The organism is Paraburkholderia sp. A1RI_3L (assembly GCF_048957895.1).
In the GTDB taxonomy this organism is placed as follows: domain Bacteria; phylum Pseudomonadota; class Gammaproteobacteria; order Burkholderiales; family Burkholderiaceae; genus Paraburkholderia; species Paraburkholderia kururiensis.
On record NZ_JARCHA010000015.1, the window covers coordinates 58,842 to 78,384 of the forward strand.

17 protein-coding genes are annotated in these 19,543 nt (G+C 65.6%); 10 read left to right on the forward strand and 7 right to left on the reverse strand.

The genetic code is table 11. From position 1 onward, the window contains the following. The first annotated feature begins 13 nt into the window (after nucleotides 1-13). Nucleotides 14-688 (forward strand): OmpW/AlkL family protein, encoded by a 675-nt coding sequence (locus PXJ20_RS28355; protein WP_126879363.1) that lies wholly within the window; start codon nucleotides 14-16, stop codon nucleotides 686-688. 101 nt (nucleotides 689-789) lie between these two features. Here the strand turns inward: PXJ20_RS28355 and PXJ20_RS28360 are convergent, their stop codons facing one another. After that, nucleotides 790-993 carry a DUF1289 domain-containing protein gene (locus PXJ20_RS28360; protein WP_421029215.1) on the reverse strand — a complete coding sequence of 68 codons (204 nt, stop codon included), beginning with the start codon at nucleotides 991-993 and terminating at the stop codon, nucleotides 790-792. A 667-nt stretch (nucleotides 994-1,660) separates the two neighbouring features. Between PXJ20_RS28360 and PXJ20_RS28365 the strand changes: the two genes are divergently transcribed. The 4 genes from PXJ20_RS28365 (at nucleotide 1,661) to PXJ20_RS28380 (ending at nucleotide 5,798) form a co-directional block, all read left to right on the forward strand. Then, nucleotides 1,661-2,761: a polyamine ABC transporter substrate-binding protein gene (locus tag PXJ20_RS28365; protein WP_413213762.1), complete on the forward strand. Its 1,101-nt coding sequence runs from the start codon at nucleotides 1,661-1,663 to the stop codon at nucleotides 2,759-2,761. 129 nt (nucleotides 2,762-2,890) lie between these two features. After that, nucleotides 2,891-4,054, forward strand: a complete 1,164-nt coding sequence (locus tag PXJ20_RS28370) for an ABC transporter ATP-binding protein (protein WP_421029216.1) — start codon at nucleotides 2,891-2,893, stop codon at nucleotides 4,052-4,054. After that, nucleotides 4,051-4,983, forward strand: a complete 933-nt coding sequence (locus PXJ20_RS28375; RefSeq protein ID WP_421029217.1) for an ABC transporter permease subunit — start codon at nucleotides 4,051-4,053, stop codon at nucleotides 4,981-4,983. Before PXJ20_RS28370 ends, PXJ20_RS28375 begins: the two co-directional genes overlap by 4 nt. Then, on the forward strand, nucleotides 4,980-5,798 hold the full coding sequence (locus tag PXJ20_RS28380; protein ID WP_421029218.1) for an ABC transporter permease subunit: 819 nt from the start codon (nucleotides 4,980-4,982) through the stop codon (nucleotides 5,796-5,798). The genes PXJ20_RS28375 and PXJ20_RS28380 overlap by 4 nt, the downstream gene beginning before the upstream one ends. A gap of 148 nt (nucleotides 5,799-5,946) precedes the next feature. Here the strand turns inward: PXJ20_RS28380 and PXJ20_RS28385 are convergent, their stop codons facing one another. Beyond that, on the reverse strand, nucleotides 5,947-7,350 hold the full coding sequence (locus PXJ20_RS28385; protein WP_017775953.1) for a methyl-accepting chemotaxis protein: 1,404 nt from the start codon (nucleotides 7,348-7,350) through the stop codon (nucleotides 5,947-5,949). 287 nt (nucleotides 7,351-7,637) lie between these two features. On the opposite strand from PXJ20_RS28385, the gene PXJ20_RS28390 reads away from it, so the two are divergent. From PXJ20_RS28390 to PXJ20_RS28400, 3 genes are all read left to right on the forward strand, one after another. Continuing rightward, complete coding sequence (locus tag PXJ20_RS28390) at nucleotides 7,638-8,006, forward strand: RcnB family protein (RefSeq protein ID WP_421029219.1); 369 nt, start codon at nucleotides 7,638-7,640, stop codon at nucleotides 8,004-8,006. Nucleotides 8,007-8,379: 373 nt separating this feature from the next. Next, entirely contained in the window at nucleotides 8,380-8,535 is a 156-nt protein-coding gene (locus PXJ20_RS28395; RefSeq protein ID WP_421029220.1) for a hypothetical protein, read from the forward strand. A 72-nt stretch (nucleotides 8,536-8,607) separates the two neighbouring features. Further along, nucleotides 8,608-9,387 carry a class I SAM-dependent methyltransferase gene (locus PXJ20_RS28400; protein WP_421029221.1) on the forward strand — a complete coding sequence of 260 codons (780 nt, stop codon included), beginning with the start codon at nucleotides 8,608-8,610 and terminating at the stop codon, nucleotides 9,385-9,387. Nucleotides 9,388-9,433: 46 nt separating this feature from the next. Here PXJ20_RS28400 and PXJ20_RS28405 read toward each other — a convergent pair whose 3' ends face one another. Both PXJ20_RS28405 and PXJ20_RS28410 read right to left on the reverse strand, forming a co-directional pair. After that, a complete protein-coding gene (locus PXJ20_RS28405; protein ID WP_421029222.1) occupies nucleotides 9,434-10,417 on the reverse strand; it encodes an alpha/beta fold hydrolase in 984 nt (327 codons plus the stop codon). A 134-nt stretch (nucleotides 10,418-10,551) separates the two neighbouring features. Then, complete coding sequence (locus PXJ20_RS28410) at nucleotides 10,552-12,096, reverse strand: flavin-containing monooxygenase (protein WP_421029223.1); 1,545 nt, start codon at nucleotides 12,094-12,096, stop codon at nucleotides 10,552-10,554. Nucleotides 12,097-12,386: 290 nt separating this feature from the next. Between PXJ20_RS28410 and PXJ20_RS28415 the strand changes: the two genes are divergently transcribed. Next, nucleotides 12,387-13,016, forward strand: coding sequence for a TetR family transcriptional regulator (locus tag PXJ20_RS28415; protein ID WP_421029224.1), 630 nt, complete (start codon nucleotides 12,387-12,389; stop codon nucleotides 13,014-13,016). A gap of 105 nt (nucleotides 13,017-13,121) precedes the next feature. Here the strand turns inward: PXJ20_RS28415 and PXJ20_RS28420 are convergent, their stop codons facing one another. From PXJ20_RS28420 to PXJ20_RS28430, 3 genes are all read right to left on the reverse strand, one after another. Further along, nucleotides 13,122-14,336: a tetratricopeptide repeat protein gene (locus PXJ20_RS28420; protein WP_413213771.1), complete on the reverse strand. Its 1,215-nt coding sequence runs from the start codon at nucleotides 14,334-14,336 to the stop codon at nucleotides 13,122-13,124. Nucleotides 14,337-14,472: 136 nt separating this feature from the next. Next, nucleotides 14,473-15,153, reverse strand: a complete 681-nt coding sequence (locus tag PXJ20_RS28425) for a PspA/IM30 family protein (protein WP_413213772.1) — start codon at nucleotides 15,151-15,153, stop codon at nucleotides 14,473-14,475. Nucleotides 15,154-15,535: 382 nt separating this feature from the next. Beyond that, nucleotides 15,536-16,264 carry a plasmid mobilization protein gene (locus PXJ20_RS28430; RefSeq protein WP_421029225.1) on the reverse strand — a complete coding sequence of 243 codons (729 nt, stop codon included), beginning with the start codon at nucleotides 16,262-16,264 and terminating at the stop codon, nucleotides 15,536-15,538. A gap of 651 nt (nucleotides 16,265-16,915) precedes the next feature. Here PXJ20_RS28430 and PXJ20_RS28435 point away from each other — a divergent pair. Further along, entirely contained in the window at nucleotides 16,916-19,423 is a 2,508-nt protein-coding gene (locus PXJ20_RS28435; RefSeq protein WP_421029226.1) for a penicillin-binding protein 1A, read from the forward strand. Nucleotides 19,424-19,543: the final 120 nt, after the last annotated feature.

Sequence of the window (19,543 nt, forward strand, 5' to 3'; positions counted from 1 at the left end):
CACGGGGAAAGACATGCAAAAGCTCATCAAGACCCTTGCCGCTTCAGCCTGTGTGCTTGGCGCGGCATTCGCCGCCCCGGCGGCCAACGCGGCAGACGCCGCCACCACCACGCCGGACGCGGTGTCCGACGCCACCAGCGGCGGCATTCATGCCGGCGACTGGCTGGTACGTCTGCGCGCCATCAGCATCGAACCGAATGCACGCACGAGCGATACGCTTTCCGCGCTGAACGTCGATGTGAACAACGCGATCGTGCCGGAACTCGACTTCACCTACATGATCCGCGACTACCTGGGCGTCGAGCTGATTCTCGGCACGTCGCGCCATCAGGTCACCTCGAGCCTCGGCAACCTGGGCGGCGTCGGCGTGCTGCCGCCCACGCTGCTGCTGCAATACCACTTCAACCATGCGGGCAAGGTTCGCCCGTACGTGGGCGCCGGCGTGAACTACACGCTCTTCTACAACAACGGCTTGCATGCGGGCGGCTCGCAGATCTCCGTTGGCAACCACAGCTTCGGTCCGGCGCTGCAGGCCGGTATCGACATCCAGGTGACGAAGAAGATCTTCGCCAACGTGGACATCAAGAAGATCTGGATGAAGACGGATGCGTCGCTCAACGGCGCGTCGCTCGGCACGCTCCACATCGACCCGCTCGTGGTGGGCGTGGGCGTCGGTATGAAGTTTTGACCGACAGGCGCAACGCAAACGCGCCACAGAGCGCGTTCAGGGGGGAACAAAAACGCCGGGGAAACCCGGCGTTTTTTTGTTTCTGCTGAGGCGACAGGCGCCTATAGCTTGTCGTACTTGAAGCGCATTGCCGTGCCTTCGCGCTGGATGCGTTCCCAGACGGCGCGCTTTTCGTCGTGGCTCATGAAGACCCAGTTCGAGACCTCGGCGGCCGTGCGCCCGCAACCCTTGCAGACCTCGTCGAAAAGCGTCGAGCAGACGCCGATGCAGGGGCTGTCGGGAAGGTCGTGCAGATTGGAGGTCATCGGGAAGAATTCAGGGGATATCCAGCGAACATCGGCAAGTGCGCTATGGTAACCGATGCCCTGAACGCCTCTCGCGCGGTAGGGATATCGGGCCGCGCTGCGTGGGCCATCAGATAGGGCGACGCGGCCACCGACGGGCGCCAAGGTTGCCGCACCGCAGTGGTGCAATCCGCTTTCGCGTTTGGGCCCGCTCTGTGCCCCCGTTCGGCCCGCAGTCAGGGCTCGCAGCCGGCCTCATTGCCGGCCTTGCATTTGCCACCGCTTTTGCCACCGCATTTGCCACTGCATTTGCCACCGCTTTTGCCACCACCCGCCAGGCTTTTTTCGCAGTAGACACCGTCGCATAACCCGATAAAATTGCGCCCGATTTGCGCGTCTCTCCGGCTTGCTTCCCCGGTCGCCGGACGAGGCGCTGCCGGCCGGCAAGCAGGCGCCCGTCACCTCACCGTCGAGGCCAGGGCAGCCCGAGGAGCGGCTTGGGCAAAGGCTGTGCCGTATCCGCGACACCCGGGCATTTTTTTTGTCGCGGACAACGATTAGTGGTACGTTTCGGGTTTTTCGGAGGAGCCGCACCGGTCACGGCGCGGCGTCAGGCGGGGTCAAACAGGATCAAGCGGCATCGAGCGGGATCAAGCACCGGCACGATGCCGGTCACATGGAGAACGGGATGAAGAAACAGGTGGTGGGCCAGCTGGCGGCGCTCGTACTGTGCGCGGTGCCCCTTGCGACGGCGATGGCGAAGGATACGCAACTCAACGTGTACAACTGGTCCGATTACATCGCCAAGGACACGATCCCGAACTTCGAGAAACAGACCGGCGTGAAGGTCCGCTACGACAACTACGACAGCGACGACACGCTGCAGGCCAAGCTCCTCACCGGCAATTCCGGCTACGACATCGTCGTGCCGACCAGCAACTACGCGGGCAAGCAGATCGCCGCCGGCATCTTCGCGCCGCTCGACAAGTCGAAGCTGCCGAACCTCAAGTACCTCGATCCCCAACTGATGAATCTCGTGGCGGGCGCGGACCCGGGCAACAAGTACGCCGTGCCCTGGGCATGGGGCACGACGGGCCTCGGCTACAACGTGACGAAGGTGCAGCAGATTCTCGGCAAGAACGTTCCGCTCGATAACTGGGACATCCTTTTCAAGCCCGAGAATATTTCGAAGCTGAAGGCCTGTGGCGTCTCGGTGCTCGATGCCCCCGACCAGATGTTCGCCGCGGCGCTCCATTACATCGGCAAAGACCCGATGAGCCACAACCCGGACGACTATCGCGCCGCGCTCGCGATGCTCAAGAAAATCCGGCCGTACATCACGCAGTTCAACTCGTCGGGCTACATCAACGACATGGTGGGCGGCGACGTCTGCTTCACCTACGGCTGGTCGGGCGACGTGGTGATCGCCAAGCACCGCGCGCTCGACGCGAAGAAACCTTACAAGATCGAGTACTTCATTCCGAAGGGCGGCGCGCCGATCTGGTTTGACGTGATGACCATTCCGAAGGACGCGGCCCACAAGGAAGCCGCGCTCGAGTGGATCAACTACATCGAAACGCCGCAGGTCCACGCCGCCATCACAAATGCTGTCTACTATCCGAGCGCCAATGCCGAGGCGCGTAAGTACGTGGACAAGGACATCGCCAACGACCCGGCCATCTACCCGCCCGCGGACGTCGTGAAGACGCTGTTCCTGTTGAAGCCGCTGCCGCCTGAAATCCAGCGGCTGCAAACGCGACTGTGGACGGAATTCAAGTCCGGCCGCTGATGTGGCGGTCATGGCAGCGGCCGCGCGAGAGGCGCTAGCCGCCATGCAACCACGAGGCCCCCGGTGTCCGCCGGGGGCTTTGTTCGTCAAACCCCGTGTATCAACCGTGCTGGAGCAGGGCAGCAAATCATGAGTGAGCAGTCGAGCGCGCCGGCAGCGGCCGGTGCAGCGTCCCGAGGCAATGCGCCCGTTGCAGACCGTGCAACGGAAGATTTCGTTCAGGTCATCGACGTCGTCAAGAAGTTCGGCGAGACGGTGGCGGTGAAGAACGTGAGCCTGTCGGTGAGAAAGGGCGAACTGTTCGCGCTGCTCGGCAGCTCGGGTTGCGGCAAGTCCACGCTGCTGCGCATGCTGGCGGGCTTCGAGCCCGTCACGTCGGGCAAGATCCTGATCGACGGCGAAGACCTCGCGCAGTTGCCGCCATACCGGCGGCCCGTGAACATGATGTTCCAGTCGTACGCGCTCTTTCCGCACATGACGGTGGAGGCCAACGTCGCCTTCGGCCTCAAGCAGGAAGGCGTGCCGAAGGCGGAGATCAAGGAGCGCGTGCAGGCCGTGCTCGACCTCGTGCAGATGAGCCGCTTCGCGAAGCGCAAGCCGCACCAGCTGTCGGGCGGCCAGCAGCAGCGCGTGGCGCTCGCGCGCTCGCTCGTGAAACGGCCGAAGCTCCTGCTGCTCGACGAGCCGATGTCCGCGCTCGACAAGCAGATCCGTCAGCGCACGCAGATCGAGCTCGTCAACATCCTCGACAAGGTGGGCGTCACCTGCATCATGGTTACGCACGACCAGGAAGAGGCCATGACGATGGCGAACCGCCTCGCCGTGATGAGCGAAGGCGAGATCGTCCAGCTCGGCACGCCGAGCGAAGTCTACGAATACCCGAACACGCGTTTTTCGGCCGAATTCATCGGCTCCACCAATCTCTTCGACGGCAACGTGGTGGAAGACGAGCCGGACCACGTGTTCGTGGAATGCGCCGAACTGCCGGTGCGTCTCTACGTGAACCACGGCATTACGGGCCCGCTCGGCATGCCGGTGACGATCTCGGTGCGGCCCGAGCGCATCGCGCTCACGCGCAAGCCGCCCGAGGGCGCGTTCAACTGGGGCCACGGCGTCGTGAAGAACATCGCGTACATGGGCGGCTACTCGCTCTATCACGTGAAGCTCGACTCGGGCAAAACCGTGATCGCCAACGTGTCGAGCCTCGCGCTTTCCGAGATCGATTCGCCCACCTGGGACGACGAGGTCTACGTGCGCTGGAGCGCCTCCGCCGGGGTGGTGCTGACGTCATGAAGAGCAAGCTGAAGGCGCTGACCCAGTGGCCGGTGAGGCGATTCAACCTGACCGGTCGCACGGCCGTGGTGGCAGGGCCGTTCGTCTGGCTGCTGCTGTTTTTCCTCGTGCCGTTCATCCTGGTCGTGAAGATCAGCTTCGCGGACCAGCAGCTCGGCATTCCGCCATACACGGAACTCACCTCGTACGCGGACGGCATCGTCCACGTCGCGCTCGATCTTTCGCACTACGCGTTCCTGCTGCAAGACAGCCTGTATTTCGCGACCTACGTGAATTCCGTCATGGTCGCGGCAATTTCCACGCTGCTGTGCCTGCTGCTCGGCTACCCGATGGCGTACTACATCGCGCGCTCGAACCCGGCCACGCGCAACATCCTGATGATGGGCGTGATGCTGCCGTTCTGGACGTCTTTCCTGATTCGCGTCTACGCGTGGATCGGCATTCTCAAGAACAACGGGCTGCTCAATAACTTCCTGATGTCGATCGGCATCATTCACGCGCCGCTCGAGCTTTATCACACGAACACGGCCGTCTATATCGGCATGGTCTATTCGTACCTGCCGTTCCTCGTGATGCCGCTCTACGCGCACCTCGTGAAGATGGACCTCACGCTGCTCGAAGCGGCTTACGACCTGGGCGCGAAGCCGTGGAAGGCCTTCCTGCAGATCACGCTGCCGCTCTCGCGCAACGGCATCATCGCGGGCTGCCTGCTGGTGTTCATTCCCGCAGTGGGCGAATACGTGATTCCGGAACTGCTGGGCGGCGCCAACACGCTCATGATCGGCCGCGTCATGTGGAACGAGTTCTTCGACAACGCCGACTGGCCGATGGCCTCCGCGGTGACCTGCGCGATGGTGCTGCTGCTGCTCGTACCGATGGCGCTGTTCCAGCATTACCAGGCGAAAGACCTGGAGGGGCGCAGCCGATGAAGCCGAACCGCATCCTGCAGATCATCGCGCTCGGCCTGGGTTTTGCGTTCCTCTACATCCCGATCGTGAGCCTCGTCGTCTATTCGTTCAACGACTCGCAGCTCGTCACAGTGTGGACGCATTTTTCGACGAAGTGGTACGCGGCGCTCGTGCGCGACGACGAACTGATCGCGGCCGCCTGGCTTTCGTTGCGCATCGCGCTGATGACGGCGTTCGCTTCGGTCGTGATCGGCACGTGGGCGGGCTTCGTGCTTGCGCGCATGGGCAACTTTCGCGGCTTCACGCTCTACACGGGCATGATCAACGCGCCGCTCGTAATTCCCGAGGTGATCCAGGGCATTTCGCTGCTGCTGCTCTTCGTGGAAATGGGCAAGCTGATCGGCTGGCCCGCGGGGCGCGGCGTCTTCACGATCTGGATCGGCCACGTGATGCTGTGCATTTCGTACGTCGCGATCATCGTGCAGTCGCGTGTGCGCGAACTGAATCCGTCGCTGGAAGAAGCGGCGCTCGATCTGGGCGCCACGCCCGTCAAGGTGTTCTTCGCGATCACGCTGCCGCTCATTTCTCAGGCGCTGGTGGCGGGCTGGCTGCTCTCGTTCACGCTCTCCATCGACGACCTCGTGCTCTCGGCGTTCCTCTCGGGCCCGGGCTCCACGACGTTGCCGCTCGTGGTGTTCTCGCGCGTGCGTCTCGGCCTGAACCCGGAGATGAACGCGCTCGCCACGCTCTTCATCGCCGTCGTGACGGTTGGCGTGATCGTGGCGAATCACTTCATGCAGCGCGCCGAGCGCCGGCGCCTTGCGGAAGCGGTTTAGGTTCAGGACGGTTCGCCGGCGGCACTTCGCGGACTTCGCCTGGCCGCCGCCGCTTCTCTGACCTGCTTCACCGACCCCGCTTCACCCATTCGCCTGGCAGGCGGCTCGCTTGGCAAGCGAGCCGCTCCGCGCTGCCCCGAGCCGCCGCTTAAACCCGATACCCCATCCGGAACCCGCCCCAGTGGCGCCCATTGACGAAGATGGGCGCCGACGCATCTTTCATCAGCACGAACGCGCCGCCGCCCATGTCGCGGCGATACGTCTGCAGCAGGAAAGGCTTGGTGTGCGAGCCCGCCGCGAGACCTGTGCGGTCGTTGAAGAGGCGCCGGTTGCGGCAATTGGCCGAGTTCCAGACAGGGTCTTCGCGTTGCGGCTGCGAGAATTTGAGGTTGTGCGTGGGCAGGTAGCCGCGCGTGTCCACGGCGGCGCAGAACGCCACGCGCTCGTCGAGCTTGAGAAGCGGCTCCTGGACCGCGGGCAGCACGCGGTCCGTGAACGTGGTGAAGCGCGTCATGAACTGCTGCGGGTCCGTGCCGGCGATGGGCACGTAATGGCCGTCGAAGAGATCGTCCGTCGTGATATCCCCGCGCGCCACCGCCGCCTCGAACAGCTTGCCGATCTTCGCCGCGGCTTGCTGCACCGCCTCGATGAACGGCGTGTCGGCCGTTTCCACGCCGGTCGCCGCAGTCAGCTCGATTAGCGACTCCGACACGCCCAGCAGCTTGCCCAACTGATCCTTCGCGTGGACGAAGTTGCGGCCCGAATCCTCCACGTCGCTCGCCATCTCCAGCACCTGCGCCTCGAGGCCGTCGCATTGCACCTCGATCTGGCCCGTGAGTTCGGCGATCTGCGCGGCCTCGTCGTTGAGTTGCGCGATGGCGTGGCCCGTCGAGTGCACGACTTCGCCGATCATGGCCGTGCCCGTGCGCACGCGGTGGGCGCGCGCCGTGTTCGCGGCGCCTTCGGTCATCAATTCGTCGGTCTGGCGCGTGAGCTGGGTGAGGGTGGTTTCGATCTGGCTCGTAGCCTGCGCCGTTTTCGCCGCTAGATTCTTCACCTCGGCGGCCACCACGGCGAAGCTCTTGCCGGACTCGCCGGCGCGCGCCGCTTCGATCGCCGCGTTGAGCGCGAGCAGATTGGTCTGGCGGGCGATCAGCGAGATTTCCTCGGACACGCGGCTCACGTGTTCCAGCGCCGTGCGCAGTGCCGCGATCTGGGTCTCGATCACGGTGACGCCTTCCACGAGGCCGTGGATGTCGGCGAGCGACGATTCGATGGTTTGCTGCGACTGCTGCACGTTCTCCGCGGTGCCGGCCGTGACGGTGCGCATGGCGCGCGCCGCTTCGGCAATGCGATGGTTGCCGCTCAGGGTCTGCGCCGCCGACTCGCGCAGCGCGTGACAGACTTCGGCCTGCCGCTCCACGCGTGCCGCGACCTCGTCGACGTGGCCAGAGACGTCGCAGATCTCGATGCCGAGCCTGCCCGCCTGGGCCGCAATATCGTCGACGATCGACCGCGCGCGCGTGGTACGACGAAAGCGAAAACGCGTCATCGGGGAGTCTCCTTCATGGTGCGCAATGGTGCGAAACAGCGCGGTCGTCAGCGTGCGCAGGCCGCGTCTTCTTCACGTGTTTACGGCGGGCTGGCGGGTGACTTGAGTTGGCGCGGACTGAGGCAGTCTGTCGCAGCGGGTGAGGTTCGGTAAGGGGGCGTAACCCTCGCGGGCAGGACTTTTGGGAGCATCGTCACCGCTTTCGACGCTTCATTTTCCAGGTCCCGTTTTCGAGGTCCTGTTTTCGAGGTCCTGTTTTCGAGGTTTTACCCAGGGAGAACCCACACATGAAAAAACGCCCCCTTTCGCTTGCCGTGGCGGCCTGCATGCTCGGCACGACGCTGTCGGCCTTTGCGCAACCGGTCCCCGGCGACCCGCCTCCCGGGGGCCCTGCGCCACAGGAGCGGCCCGGCCCGCACGGCGACGGCCCGATGGGGCATGATGCGCGGCGTCCCGTGCCCCACAGCGACTGGCACCGTGGCGACCCTGTGCCGCCCGACTATCGCGATCCGCGCTATGTCGTGAACGACTGGCGCGCGCGCGATCTGGCGCCGCCGCCCGCCGGCTATCAATGGCTGCAGGTCAATGGCGAGTTCGTGCTGGTCGCAATCACGACCGGTGTGATCGCGACGATCCTGTTGGCCCCGCACCGTTGAAACCGGGGAGTACGTCATGACGAAACTGAAAAGGGTCTTTGCCGTCGCTGTGCTGGTTGCGTTGACGTCGACGCTCAACGGCTGCTGCTGGGGTTGGCCATTCTGTGGCGGACCCGGCGGCCCCGGTGGCGGCCCGGGATCGGGTGGCGGTCCGAGGGGCGACGTCACGGTGCCGCATGCGACCCGCGTCGCTTGAGGTCAACCTTCTGCGCCTGTTGTCCGCCATGCGAGCGTTGCCCGGGGCATCTGGGCAACGCCCTCCAGCACGTGCGCCATGGCTCGCGTAACCGCCCTCGGCTTGCCGCACACGGGCGAAAATGAGGGCGAGCGGGCGCACAGCGCCCGCGCTCCGATGCGCATAAGGACAATCGCGATGATCGACACAGTGGCCGCGCTGGCGGACCGGCTTGCCGGCCAGACGCCGCCCGGCTTTGCCGCCGGCTGGGACCAGCTCGTGCGGCTCTGGGAACTCATCGTGCTCGTCGTGCGCTTCCTGTGGGGCCTGCTGCGGTTTCTGGGCGGCGGCTGAAAGCCGGGCGTCATGCGAGGCGTACCGATCTCGGGTAACGTGGTGCGTCTTTGACGCGACCGAGGATGCCCGATGCTGCACGATTCCACCCAGCGTTTCACCGACCGCGTGGCCGACTACGTGAAATACCGGCCGTCGTACCCGCGCGAGGTCGTCGCGTTCGCGCATATCGACTGTGGTGTGGCGCCTCATGCGCGCGTGGCGGACATCGGCGCGGGGACGGGCATTTCGGCGCGGCTCTTTCTCGAGGCAGGACACCCCGTGGTGGCGGTGGAGCCGAACACGGCCATGCGCCACGCGGCCGACCAGTGGCTCGGCGGTTATCCGGGTTATCGCAGCGCCGCGGGCACCGCGGAGGCCACCACGCTCGGCGACGCCAGCGTGGATCTCGTCATTGCGGCCCAGGCGTTTCACTGGTTCGACGAGGAAGGCACGAAACGCGAGTTCGCGCGCATTCTCAAGCCGCGCGGCGTCGTCATGCTGTTCTGGAACAGCCGGCTCGTTGCGGGCACGCCGTTCCTCGAAGGCTACGAGGCGCTGCTGCAGCGTTATGGCGTCGACTACCAGGAGGTGGCCGAGCGCTACGGCGACGACGCTGCGATGGCGCGCTGGTTCGGCGACGGCTTCGAGCACAAGGCGGTGTTCCCCAACGCGCAGCGACTCGATTTCGACGCACTGAAGGGCCGGCTGATGTCGTCGTCGTACGCGCCCAAACCCGGGCATCCGAACCATGAGCCGATGCTCGCGGCCCTGCGCGAACTGTTCGACGCGACCGCGCAGGATGGCACCGTGGAATTCGCCTACGACACGCGCGTGTACGCGGGCCGCGTGGCAGCCACCCCGGCGCGCTGAGAGGCGAGGGCGGCCAATCTGCCGCCCTGCCGCCCGTGGCTCGGCCCTATGCCTTCGTGCCGCCGGCGAAGAACGTCCGCAGATCGGCAAGCACCTGGTGGGGCGCTTCTTCCATCGGAATGTGGCCGAGCCCGGGGTACATCACGCGTTTTGCGCCCGGAATGCGTGCCGCGAAGTCGGCTGCGTGGGCGGGCGGAATCCAGCGGTCCTTTTCGCCCCACAGCACGAGCGTGGGCACGTCGAGTGTCTTCAACACGTCCGTGTCGAGGTCCGCGAAGTCGAGCGTGGGCACCATCTTGCCGATGGCCTCGCGCGTGCCTTCGCCGTGGAAGAAGTCGACGTAGCGGCGCAGCGTGACGGCATCGATCTTGCGCGGGTCGCCGTAGACGTTGCGCACGGCGCTTTTCACGATGGCTTCGGGCAGCATCCATGGCGCGCTGAGACGCACGAGCGCATGGTTGAAGAGCGCGATATAGACGGGCAGCTTCATCGGAAAACCGGCGGCGTCCGCGAGCACGAGCCGCTTCACTGCGCCGCGATGCCGCACGGCGTAATCCCACGAGATCAGTCCACCTAACGAGTTGCCCACGAGCGTGGCCTGCCCGATGCCGAGCGCGCTCATGAAGGTATCGATGAAGCGCCGGTACATCGGCAGGTTCATCGTTTCGATCGCGCCGCGCGCCGAGCGCAGCGGCCCCGTCACGCCGAACGGCGGCAGGTCGAGCCGGATCACGCGATGCTCGCGCGCGAGCCCCGCCGCCACGACGTCCCAGGTATGCAGCGACGACGCGAAGCCGTGAATCATCACGATAGGCTCACCGTCGCCTGCGCTGCCTTCACTGCTTCCTTCATCAACGTAATGCACTTTCGCGCCCATGACGTCGATAAATTTCGAGCCGGTTTGCGTGTAGCGCTGCGCGAGCACGTCGCGGGGCACGCTCACAAGGCCAAGGCGCTGCGCGAACGAGCGGGGCGGCAGCGCGCGTGCGCCGGCCGATGCATCGGGATGCGTGGAATCGAGGCTTGCCATTCATGTCTCCCTGTTCTTATTGGTGGAGGCTGCGGTGTTTCTGATGCGGCTGGACAGGCACACGCTCAGTACAGCTTGTGCACGTGCATAACGACATGCACGCGCGGCGAGCAGCAGCCCGTCCTACGCGAACGCTACGCCGTAAAGCGGTATTCGCGTTCGCGCACGCGCCGCGTGCGGCGCCGGAAGCTGAACGTGAAGCCCGGCCAGATCGACGTGTTCTTGCCGCTGCGCGTCTGATACCAACTGTGACAGCCGGTCTGCCAGACGGTGCGCGCGAGCGTGGCCTGGAGCCGCGCGTTGAAGTCGTGCTGCACGTCGGGGAGCACGTCCATCGTGCGGGCGCCGCGGCGTTCGAGCGCGCGAATGCAGTCGGCGATATAGCGGACCTGCGACTCGATCATGTAGATCATCGAGTTATGGCCGAGCCCCGTGTTCGGACCCACCATCATGAAGAAATTCGGGAACCCCGCGATGCTCGTGCCCAGATACGCCTGCGGGCCATCGCGCAGCCACGCGCCGCTGAGATCGGCACTGCCCACACCGGTTACCTCGAACGGGGCGCCCACGTCGTTGACGTGAAAGCCGGTGCCGCAGATGATCGCGTCCGCGCGATGGTGCGTGCCGTCCACGGTCACCACGCCGTCGGCCACCACCTCGCGAATGCCGGTGGTGATCACGTCGACGTTCGGCTGCGTGATGGCAGGGTAGTAGTCGCTCGACAGCAGAATCCGCTTGCAGCCGGGCAGATAGTCGGGCGTGAGCTTCGCGCGCAACTGCGGGTCTTTCACCTTGCGCGCGAGGTAGCTGAGCCCGAACTGGCGCGGATACTTCATGAGCCCGGGGCTCACGACGAAGGCGATCGCCCGCGACTCGAGCCGCCAGTAGATCGTGCTGCGCACGAGGCGCTGCGTGAACGGCAGATGCCGGAACAGCCATTGCGCGCGGCGGCTCACGGGATGGTCGGGCTTTGGCAGGATCCAGGGCGGCGTGCGCTGGAATAGGGCGAGATGACTCACGCGCGGCTGGATCTGCGGGACGAACTGGATGGCGCTCGCGCCTGTGCCGATCACGGCCACGCGCTTGCCGTCGAGCGGCCACGCGTGGTCCCAGCGCGCGGAGTGAAAGAGTTTGCCCTCGAAGCGCTCCAGTCCTGCTATCTGGGGAAGCGCCGGGCGCGAGAGCGGCCCGGCGGCACAGATCACGACGTCGGCCTCGACTGTTTCCGTTGTTTCTGCTGTTTCCGTTGTCTCCTGCGAATGCGTACCGTGCTGTGGGTCATGCGTCTGAAGCTGCAGATTCCAGACGCCGCGCGTTTCGTCATAGCGCGCCGCGGCGACGCGCGTGCGCAGCCGGACAAGCGGTTCGACGCCGTACTTGCGCGCGCAATGCCGCAGATACTCGAGAATCTCGGCCTGCTGTCCATAGGCGCGCGTCCACGCGGGATTCGGCTCGAAAGAAAACGAATACAGATGCGAGGGGACGTCGCACGCCGCGCCGGGGTAAGTGTTGTCGCGCCAGGTGCCGCCGATGTCGTCCGCGGCTTCGTAGAGCGCGAGCGGCGTAATGCCCATGCGCAGCAGACGGATCGCCATGCCGATGCCGGCAAAGCCGCTGCCCACGATGGCGATGCGCGGCATGGCGGACGAACCCGGCGAGCCAGGCGAGGTGAGCGGCATGCGATGGGCTCCAGCGGACGAAGGGATGGAGGCGCCGGTGTCTTCAAGCTTCAGGTTTCAGGCGCAATGCGAGGCTTGATTTCAGGTGCCATCACATGCAATTGCACGAAGGCCGGCGTTCACGGCGCAGGGTAGACAAGTGTACACTTCGCGTCAAGGCGGCCCGTGGTTCAGGCGGCGCGCCGGAACGACATAACGGCTGCATTCAAACAGCGTTCAACCGACGAGACGGCACGCGCGCGTGGCATACCGGTCCCGCGCCGCGTTTCCGAGCCTGTCCTTCAAACCGCATGCAAACTGCTCCAGAGGAACCCGAACTCGCGCCCGGCAAGCGGCGCCTCATCGAAGCCGCGCTGCGTCTGGCCGCGGGCGGGCGCAGTCTCGCGACGCTCGGTATCCGCGAACTCGCGCGCGAGGCGGGTCTCAACCCCAACACGTTCTACCGCCACTTCGATACGCTCGACGATCTCGCGCGCGAGGCGCTCGAGTGGATCAGCGCGCGGCTGCGTCCGATGCTGCGCCGTGAGCGCTGGCTCGCCGCGCACGACGAACCGTTCAGCGTGCCGCGTCGCGCGTGTGCAGCATTCTTCGGTTTCGTGCTCGACCATCGCGACGCGTTTCTCTGCGCGCTCGCCGAGTACCACGGAACGTCGGCCGCGTTGCGCGACGCGGTGCGCAGCAATCTCAACGAGGTCTCGCAGGAAATGGCCGACGACGTCGTGCAACTGAACCTCGTGCCCGGTCTGCCACGCACTGCCGTCGATGAAATCTGCGCGCAGATCGTGCTGCAACTCTTCCATCTCTCGCACGAATACATCCATCACGCGACGCAGCGTGAGGCGCTCGTGGGGTACGCCGAGCGCTTCATCATGCGGCTCTTCGCGGGGGCGGCGATGCTCGCGCAGCACGATATGGGCTGAGCGCTGCCGCGTCGAGTCGCGTCCGGCGTGCAAAAAGAAACAGGCTCCGTGGCGTGGGCCGCGGAGCCTGTGTCTGAGTGGCGCTGTCGGTGGCGGACGAACTGCTCAGGTGTCGTTCCAACCGCCCGAGTCGTCGTTGCCGAGATCGACGTTGCCGCCCGAGTTGTCGTCGTTCCAGTCGTTCGAGCCCTGACCGAAATCGACACCTCCGCCGTTGTCGGCTTCGCGGCGGCGCCGTTCGTCGTCGACGATCACGTCGCGTTCCACCACGCGGTCGCGCCCGCTATTGAGCGCCTCACCGAGCAGCACGCCGGTGAGCAGCCCGCCCATGCCGCCGCCGAAGCCGCCACCGCCTTGCTGGATGATCACAGGCGGCTGTTGTTGGGGTGGGGGCGCGGGCCAGGGGCCTTGCTGACCATAGCCGGGCTGTTGGCCGCGGCCGAAGCGTTCGTCCGCTTCGCGCGCGAACACGGATTCGCCTGTGCGGTCACCGGACGCTGCGGTCTGCGCGGTTTGCGCGTTCGGATCGGGCCGGCCCTCGGCGCGTGCCTTGAGGCTTGCCACCTGGCGCTCGAGCGCTTCGATCTCGTAGGGCGGCACGGGGTTGCTCGCATTCGAGAGCGCCTCCACCCGCTCGCGCAACTGCGCTTCGGTGGCTTCAACGTCCTTTTCGAGCGCCTCGTGACCCGGTGCCGTGGAAAGGCGCACGTCGAGCTTCAGCGAACGCACTTCGTTGAGCAGGTCGGTGGCGCGCTTGAGCTGCACGCGGCGATCGTCGTTGGCGCGCGTGTCTTCGCTCGACTTCGCGCGGCGCACGGTCCAGCGCAGCACGAGCGCAATGGCGACCAGCAGCACGGCAATGCCGATCCACATGCCCATCGAAGGACCGTGCTTCACCGGCGCTGCGGAGAACGTGCCGGGCGGCGGCGTCTGCGCGGGCGCGGCCTGCTGGACGAACGGGTTGTCGGCGCGGCGCGTGGTCACGCTGCCGGTCCGCTGCGCGCTTGCGCGAATGCGCGCTTCGACCTGCGCGAAGCGCGATGGCGTCGTAAAGCGGATTTGCGGATCGAGCGACTTCGCCTGTTCGACCTGCGCGAGCGCGTCGCCGTAGCGGCCTTCGCGTTCGAGCACCTGGCCATAGAGGTAGTGCGCGTGGGCGTTGTTCGGATGCGCTTCGAGCACTTGCGTGAGGCCCGCGTCGGCTTGCTGCCAGTTGCCTTGCGACATGGCCGATTCGATCTGCTGGACGCTCGGCACCGCGAACGCGCCGCCGCAGATCATCGCGAGCGATGCGAATGCAGCGACTAGAAACTTTTTCATGATGTGGGCCGGGCGGTTTGACGCCCGTCTCCATGACAGTCGGGACAGGAAGGCGGCGCGCAAGGTGCGGACCCGCAAGCGCGCCGTGTGATGCATGAGCGCGGCGCCTTCCACTCGCGCGGCCGCTTACTGGGGCTTATTGCGCCGGCGTATTCAACTGCTTCTTCAGCGCCTCGAGCCGGTCGTCGACGGACGGCCCCTTGGAAAGCGCCGCGAGCTTGTCGTCGAGCGCCTTGCCGCTTGTCTCGTCGGCGGAGTTCAGACGCGCGTCCGAGCGTGCGTTCGAGAGCGCGACCTTGTCTTCGAGCTTCTGGAAGTCCTGCGAGAGGTTCTTGCCGCCGATGCCGCCCAGCGCCGTGGCCGCCACGTCTTTCGCTTCGGCGATCTGCTGCTTCGCCTGCAGGATATTGGAACGCGCGTTGAGGTCGTTGCGGCGCTGACGCATCTCGTCGATCTGCTGCTTCAGATGATCGACCGAGGGTTCGAGCTTCGCGAGTTCGGCCGTGAGCGCGTCGCGCTCTGCCTCGGCGTTGGACTGCGCGACAAGCGCCTCGCGCGCGAGCGCTTCGTCGCCGGATTGCAGCGCACGCTTCGCGCCGTCTTCGTACTTCTTCGCCTTGTCGGCGGCCACGTCGCGCTTGCTTTGTTGCGTGGCGACCTGGGCCTGGATCTCGATCAGCGAGTTTTCCGCTTTCCCAATGCTGTCGTCGAGCTCGCGCACGATCTGGCGCGCGTCGCGCGACGGATCCTGGACCGATTCGGCAGCATCGTTGAGCAGACCCTTCAGCGTGCGCGAGACAGAATCAAAAAGCGACATGAATTCCTCCGTGGATTGAAAGCGGCGCGCATCGCGGTGAGGCGGCGCGCCGTGCATGCGGGGCCCTTCAGCTTACGCTGTCTGGAACGGACCGCGCATGCAGCGCGCAGATCGGGGCGCCTTGCGAGATTGCAATAGCGATGAGTGCCATCGCAGCTTGCGGTACAGCGCGACGCGCGGACACGAAACGCGTGGCGAGTTGCGCTGTCGGCAAGGCCCGAACTGCTCGCGGATATTACACCACCGGGTCGCTTAAACCGGTCTTAAAGGGGAACGATAAACCGGCCTTAAAGGGGGCGATCGGGAAGCGGTCTGGCGTGCCACACGGGCAGCGGCACGCAAGCGCACGGCAAGCCCAATTGCGCGAGGCCGCGCAGGCATCTCACGCGAAATGCCCGCCTTCGGGCGCGGTGCCGGAGAAGGGCAGATCGTCGCTGTCGGCTTCCCTGCGCGTGGCCGTTGCGGCCCGCTTTGCCGCGGCTGCCGCTGGCGCCCCGCGCCCGGGCGCTTCGCCCGCGAGCGCATCCCCCACCTGCGGAGCAACAGCATGCGACCCGCTCGATGCGGCTTCTGCCGCGGCCACGCGCGCCACCGCGTTTTCGACGTCACGCAGCAATGCTTCGTCCGGATCGGGCGGAACCGACAGGTCCGGCAGCGGCGGAAGCGCAGGCGGTTCGGGCAAGGGCGGCAAGACGGCAGCGACGGGTGAAGCAGCGGGCGGCAAGGAACTCGCCGCAGCATCGCCCGGGCTTCTTTCCGCTGAGTGCGCTGTTGCGCGCGCCCCGGCTCTTGCCGGATCTTTGGCAGCACCTCGTTCCCCGTTGAGTGAGCCGTTAAGTGCCCCGTTGAGTGCGCCAGCGCCGCCTTGCGCAGTCCGCGTGTGTGCCGTGACCTTGCGCAGCGCTTCGGCAAGCGCATCCGGCTCACGTGGCGCATGAAGTCGATCCACGATGCTTGCCGCCTTCACCTGGTCGGCCGTGCCGCCATAGGCGAGCACCGCCCGCCGCATCAGCTCGCTCACGCTGATGCCGAGCTGTTCTGCGCTGGCGGCTATGGCGCGCTTCTGCGCAGGCGTGACGAAGACGACGATACGTTCGCTGGGCTTGTTCATGGTCGGCTCGTTTGCGATCGGCTCGCGGGAATAAGGCCTCGATGGAAAAACGGCGGACGCGCCAGACGTTGCGCGTCCATCATACGGCGACGCGGGCTCTCGTGCGCTGTCGCAGAGGGGGCCCGACTGGCATAGGGCTCGAAGGCCCCTTGAAGACGGCCCGAAACAGGCATGCCAAGAAAATATCGTGCCATCAAAGGCTTGCCAGGTTTGCAGAGGCATTGTCCCCAGGCTTTTCAACAATTTCTGTTGATAACCCGACACTTTGGCGAAGCCATGTTGGCCGGGCTTGTGCCGAGGCGAAGTGGCAAAGCGGCGGCGGGCTACTACAGCGCGAAGGTAAGCCCGGGAACTTTCGCAAGGAAATTCTTACAAAAAAAGCGCGTAGCAGCCCGCGCGAATTCTTTAAAATGCGCTGTTGCACTGCGCCGGGATACCGCATTCCAGCGCGGCGTGGCCGGACGGGGGCGTAGCCGGCCATGCGCCTTAGTTTCGTGTTCGTTGCGCTTTCGCCTCTTCGCGCGCCGTACCGCGTACGAGACGTGCCAGGCAAGGTGAGGCGCAGTCCGCGTCACACGCCATGACCACGATCCACACGCGTGCGGCCGCACGCAGCAGGGGTGCAAGAGACACCTCCGAACCATTCCAGTCATGCCTATCATCAAACGACCGTCTTCCCCGCGCTACCCGTCCGACGATCGGGAACCTTCCTTCCACTCCAGCCGCCAGCCGCAGGGCCGCGAACCGCAGCGACACACCACGTCGCGCGATGGTGTCGACCGTGGGCGCACCATCGGCCGCTCAATCGCGTTGTGGTTCGTCGGGCTGATCGCCACGCTCGCCGTCGTCGGCGCGTTGATCGTGGGCTACGGGCTCGTGGTGATGGCCCCGCAACTGCCCTCGCTCGATGCGCTCACCGACTACCGGCCGAAGGTGCCGCTGCGCGTCTACACCGCGGACCACGTGCTGATCGGCGAGTTCGGCGAAGAGCGCCGGCAACTCGTGCGCTTCCAGGACATTCCGGACGTCATGAAGAAGGCGGTGCTCGCCATCGAGGACTACCGCTTCTACGAGCACGGCGGCGTCGACTTCGTGGGCATTCTGCGCGCGGGTTTCACGGACCTGCTGCACGGCGGCGCCTCGCAGGGTGCGAGCACGATCACGATGCAGGTGGCGCGCAACTTCTTCCTGTCGAGCGAGAAGACCTACACGCGCAAGATCTACGAAATGCTGCTCGCCTACAAGATCGAGCGCGCACTCACGAAGGACCAGATTCTCGAGCTGTACATGAACCAGATCTATCTGGGCCAGCGCGCCTACGGCTTTTCGGCCGCTGCGCGCGTGTACTTCGGCAAGGATCTCAAGGACATCACGCTCGCCGAGGCCGCCATGCTCGCGGGCCTGCCGAAGGCGCCTTCGGCCTACAACCCGGTGGTGAACCCGCACCGCGCGAAGGTGCGCCAGGAATACATCCTCAAACGCATGCTCGACCTCGGCTACATCACGCAGCCGCAATACGAAGCCGCGGTGAAGGAAGAGATCCACACGAAGGCCGCGGGCAACGAGTACAGCGTGCATGCCGAGTACGTCGCCGAAATGGTCCGGCAGATGATGTACTCGCAATACCGGGACGAAACCTACACGCGTGGGCTCACGGTGACCACGACCATCGATTCCGCGGACCAGGAAGCCGCCTATCGCGCCGTGCGCAAGGGCGTAATGGACTACGAGCGGCGCCACGGCTATCGCGGACCGGAAGGCTTCGTCGAATTGCCCGCGAGCGGTGACGACCGCGAGCAGGCGATCGAAGATGCGCTCACGGATCACCCCGATAACGGCGAGATCGTCGCCGCTGTGGTGACCGAAGCGAGCCCGAAGACCGTGAAGGCGCAGATGCTCGACGGCACGGGCGTCACCGTGACGGGCGAGGGGCTGCGATTCGTCGGCGCGGCGCTGTCGCCGCGCGCGGGCCAGGCGCTGCGCATTCGGCCCGGCTCCATCATCCGGCTCGTGGCCGACGCGAACGGCAACTGGCAGATCACGCAGCTGCCGCAGGTGGAGGGCGCGCTCGTCTCGCTCACGCCGCAGGACGGTGCGATCCGCGCGCTCGTGGGCGGCTTCGACTTCAACAAGAACAAGTTCAACCACGTGACCCAGGCATGGCGGCAGCCGGGTTCCAGCTTCAAGCCGTTCATCTATTCGGCCTCGCTCGAAAAGGGCCTGGGGCCAGCCACCATCATCAACGACGCGCCGCTGTACTTCCCGCCCACCACGCCGGGCGGTGATGCCTGGGAGCCGAAGGACGACGACCAGCCCGACGGTCCGATGCCGATGCGTCTTGCGCTCGCGAAGTCGAAGAACCTCGTCTCGATCCGCATCCTCTCGTACATCGGCACGAAGTACGCGCAGGACTACGTGACGCAGCGCTTCGGTTTCGACGCGGACAAGACGCCGCCGTATTTGCCGATGGCGCTCGGCGCGGGGCTCGTCACGCCGTTGCAGTCGGCGGGCGCGTATTCGGTCTTTGCGAACGGCGGCTACCGGATCAACCCGTATCTGATCAGCGAGGTGGACGACGCGCACGGCCAGCCGCTTTCGAAGGCGCAGCCGCTCGTGGCCGGACAGAACGCGCCGCAGACGCTCTCGCCGCGCAACGCGTTCGTCATGAACAGCCTGCTGCACACGGTAGCGACCTCGGGCACGGGCGCGGGCACCAACGTGTTGCATCGTTCCGACCTGCAGGGCAAGACGGGTACCACCAACGACGCCAAGGACGGCTGGTTCGCGGGCTACCAGAAGACGCTCGTCGCGGTGGCCTGGATGGGCTACGACCAGCCGAAGAGCCTTGGCAGCCGAGAGTTCGGCGCACAGCTCGCGTTGCCGATCTGGGTGGAGTACATGCAGCGCGCGCTGCGCGGCGTGCCGCAGGAAGAGCCGCCGCAACCCGATGGCGTGACGGTGGTGAACGGCGAGCTGTATTTCGCCGACATGACGCCCGGCAACGGTTTCGTTGCGAGCATCGGCATGGACTCGGGCGCGGCACTGGCCGGCGCGAGCGACGCGACAGGCAACGTGGGGCCGGCCGGAATGTCGCCGCCCGCCGTCAGCTCCACCGAGAAGAAGCAGATCATCGATCTGTTCGAATCCAACAAGCCTTAAACGCTGTAGCAACACTCGTTGAACCTGCCCCGGCGCATTTCGCATCGCATGCCGAAAGCGTCGGCGGCTCAACGGGTTAGGGCATTTGTCGGCGAGTTTTCAACAGGCTCTTCAACACAA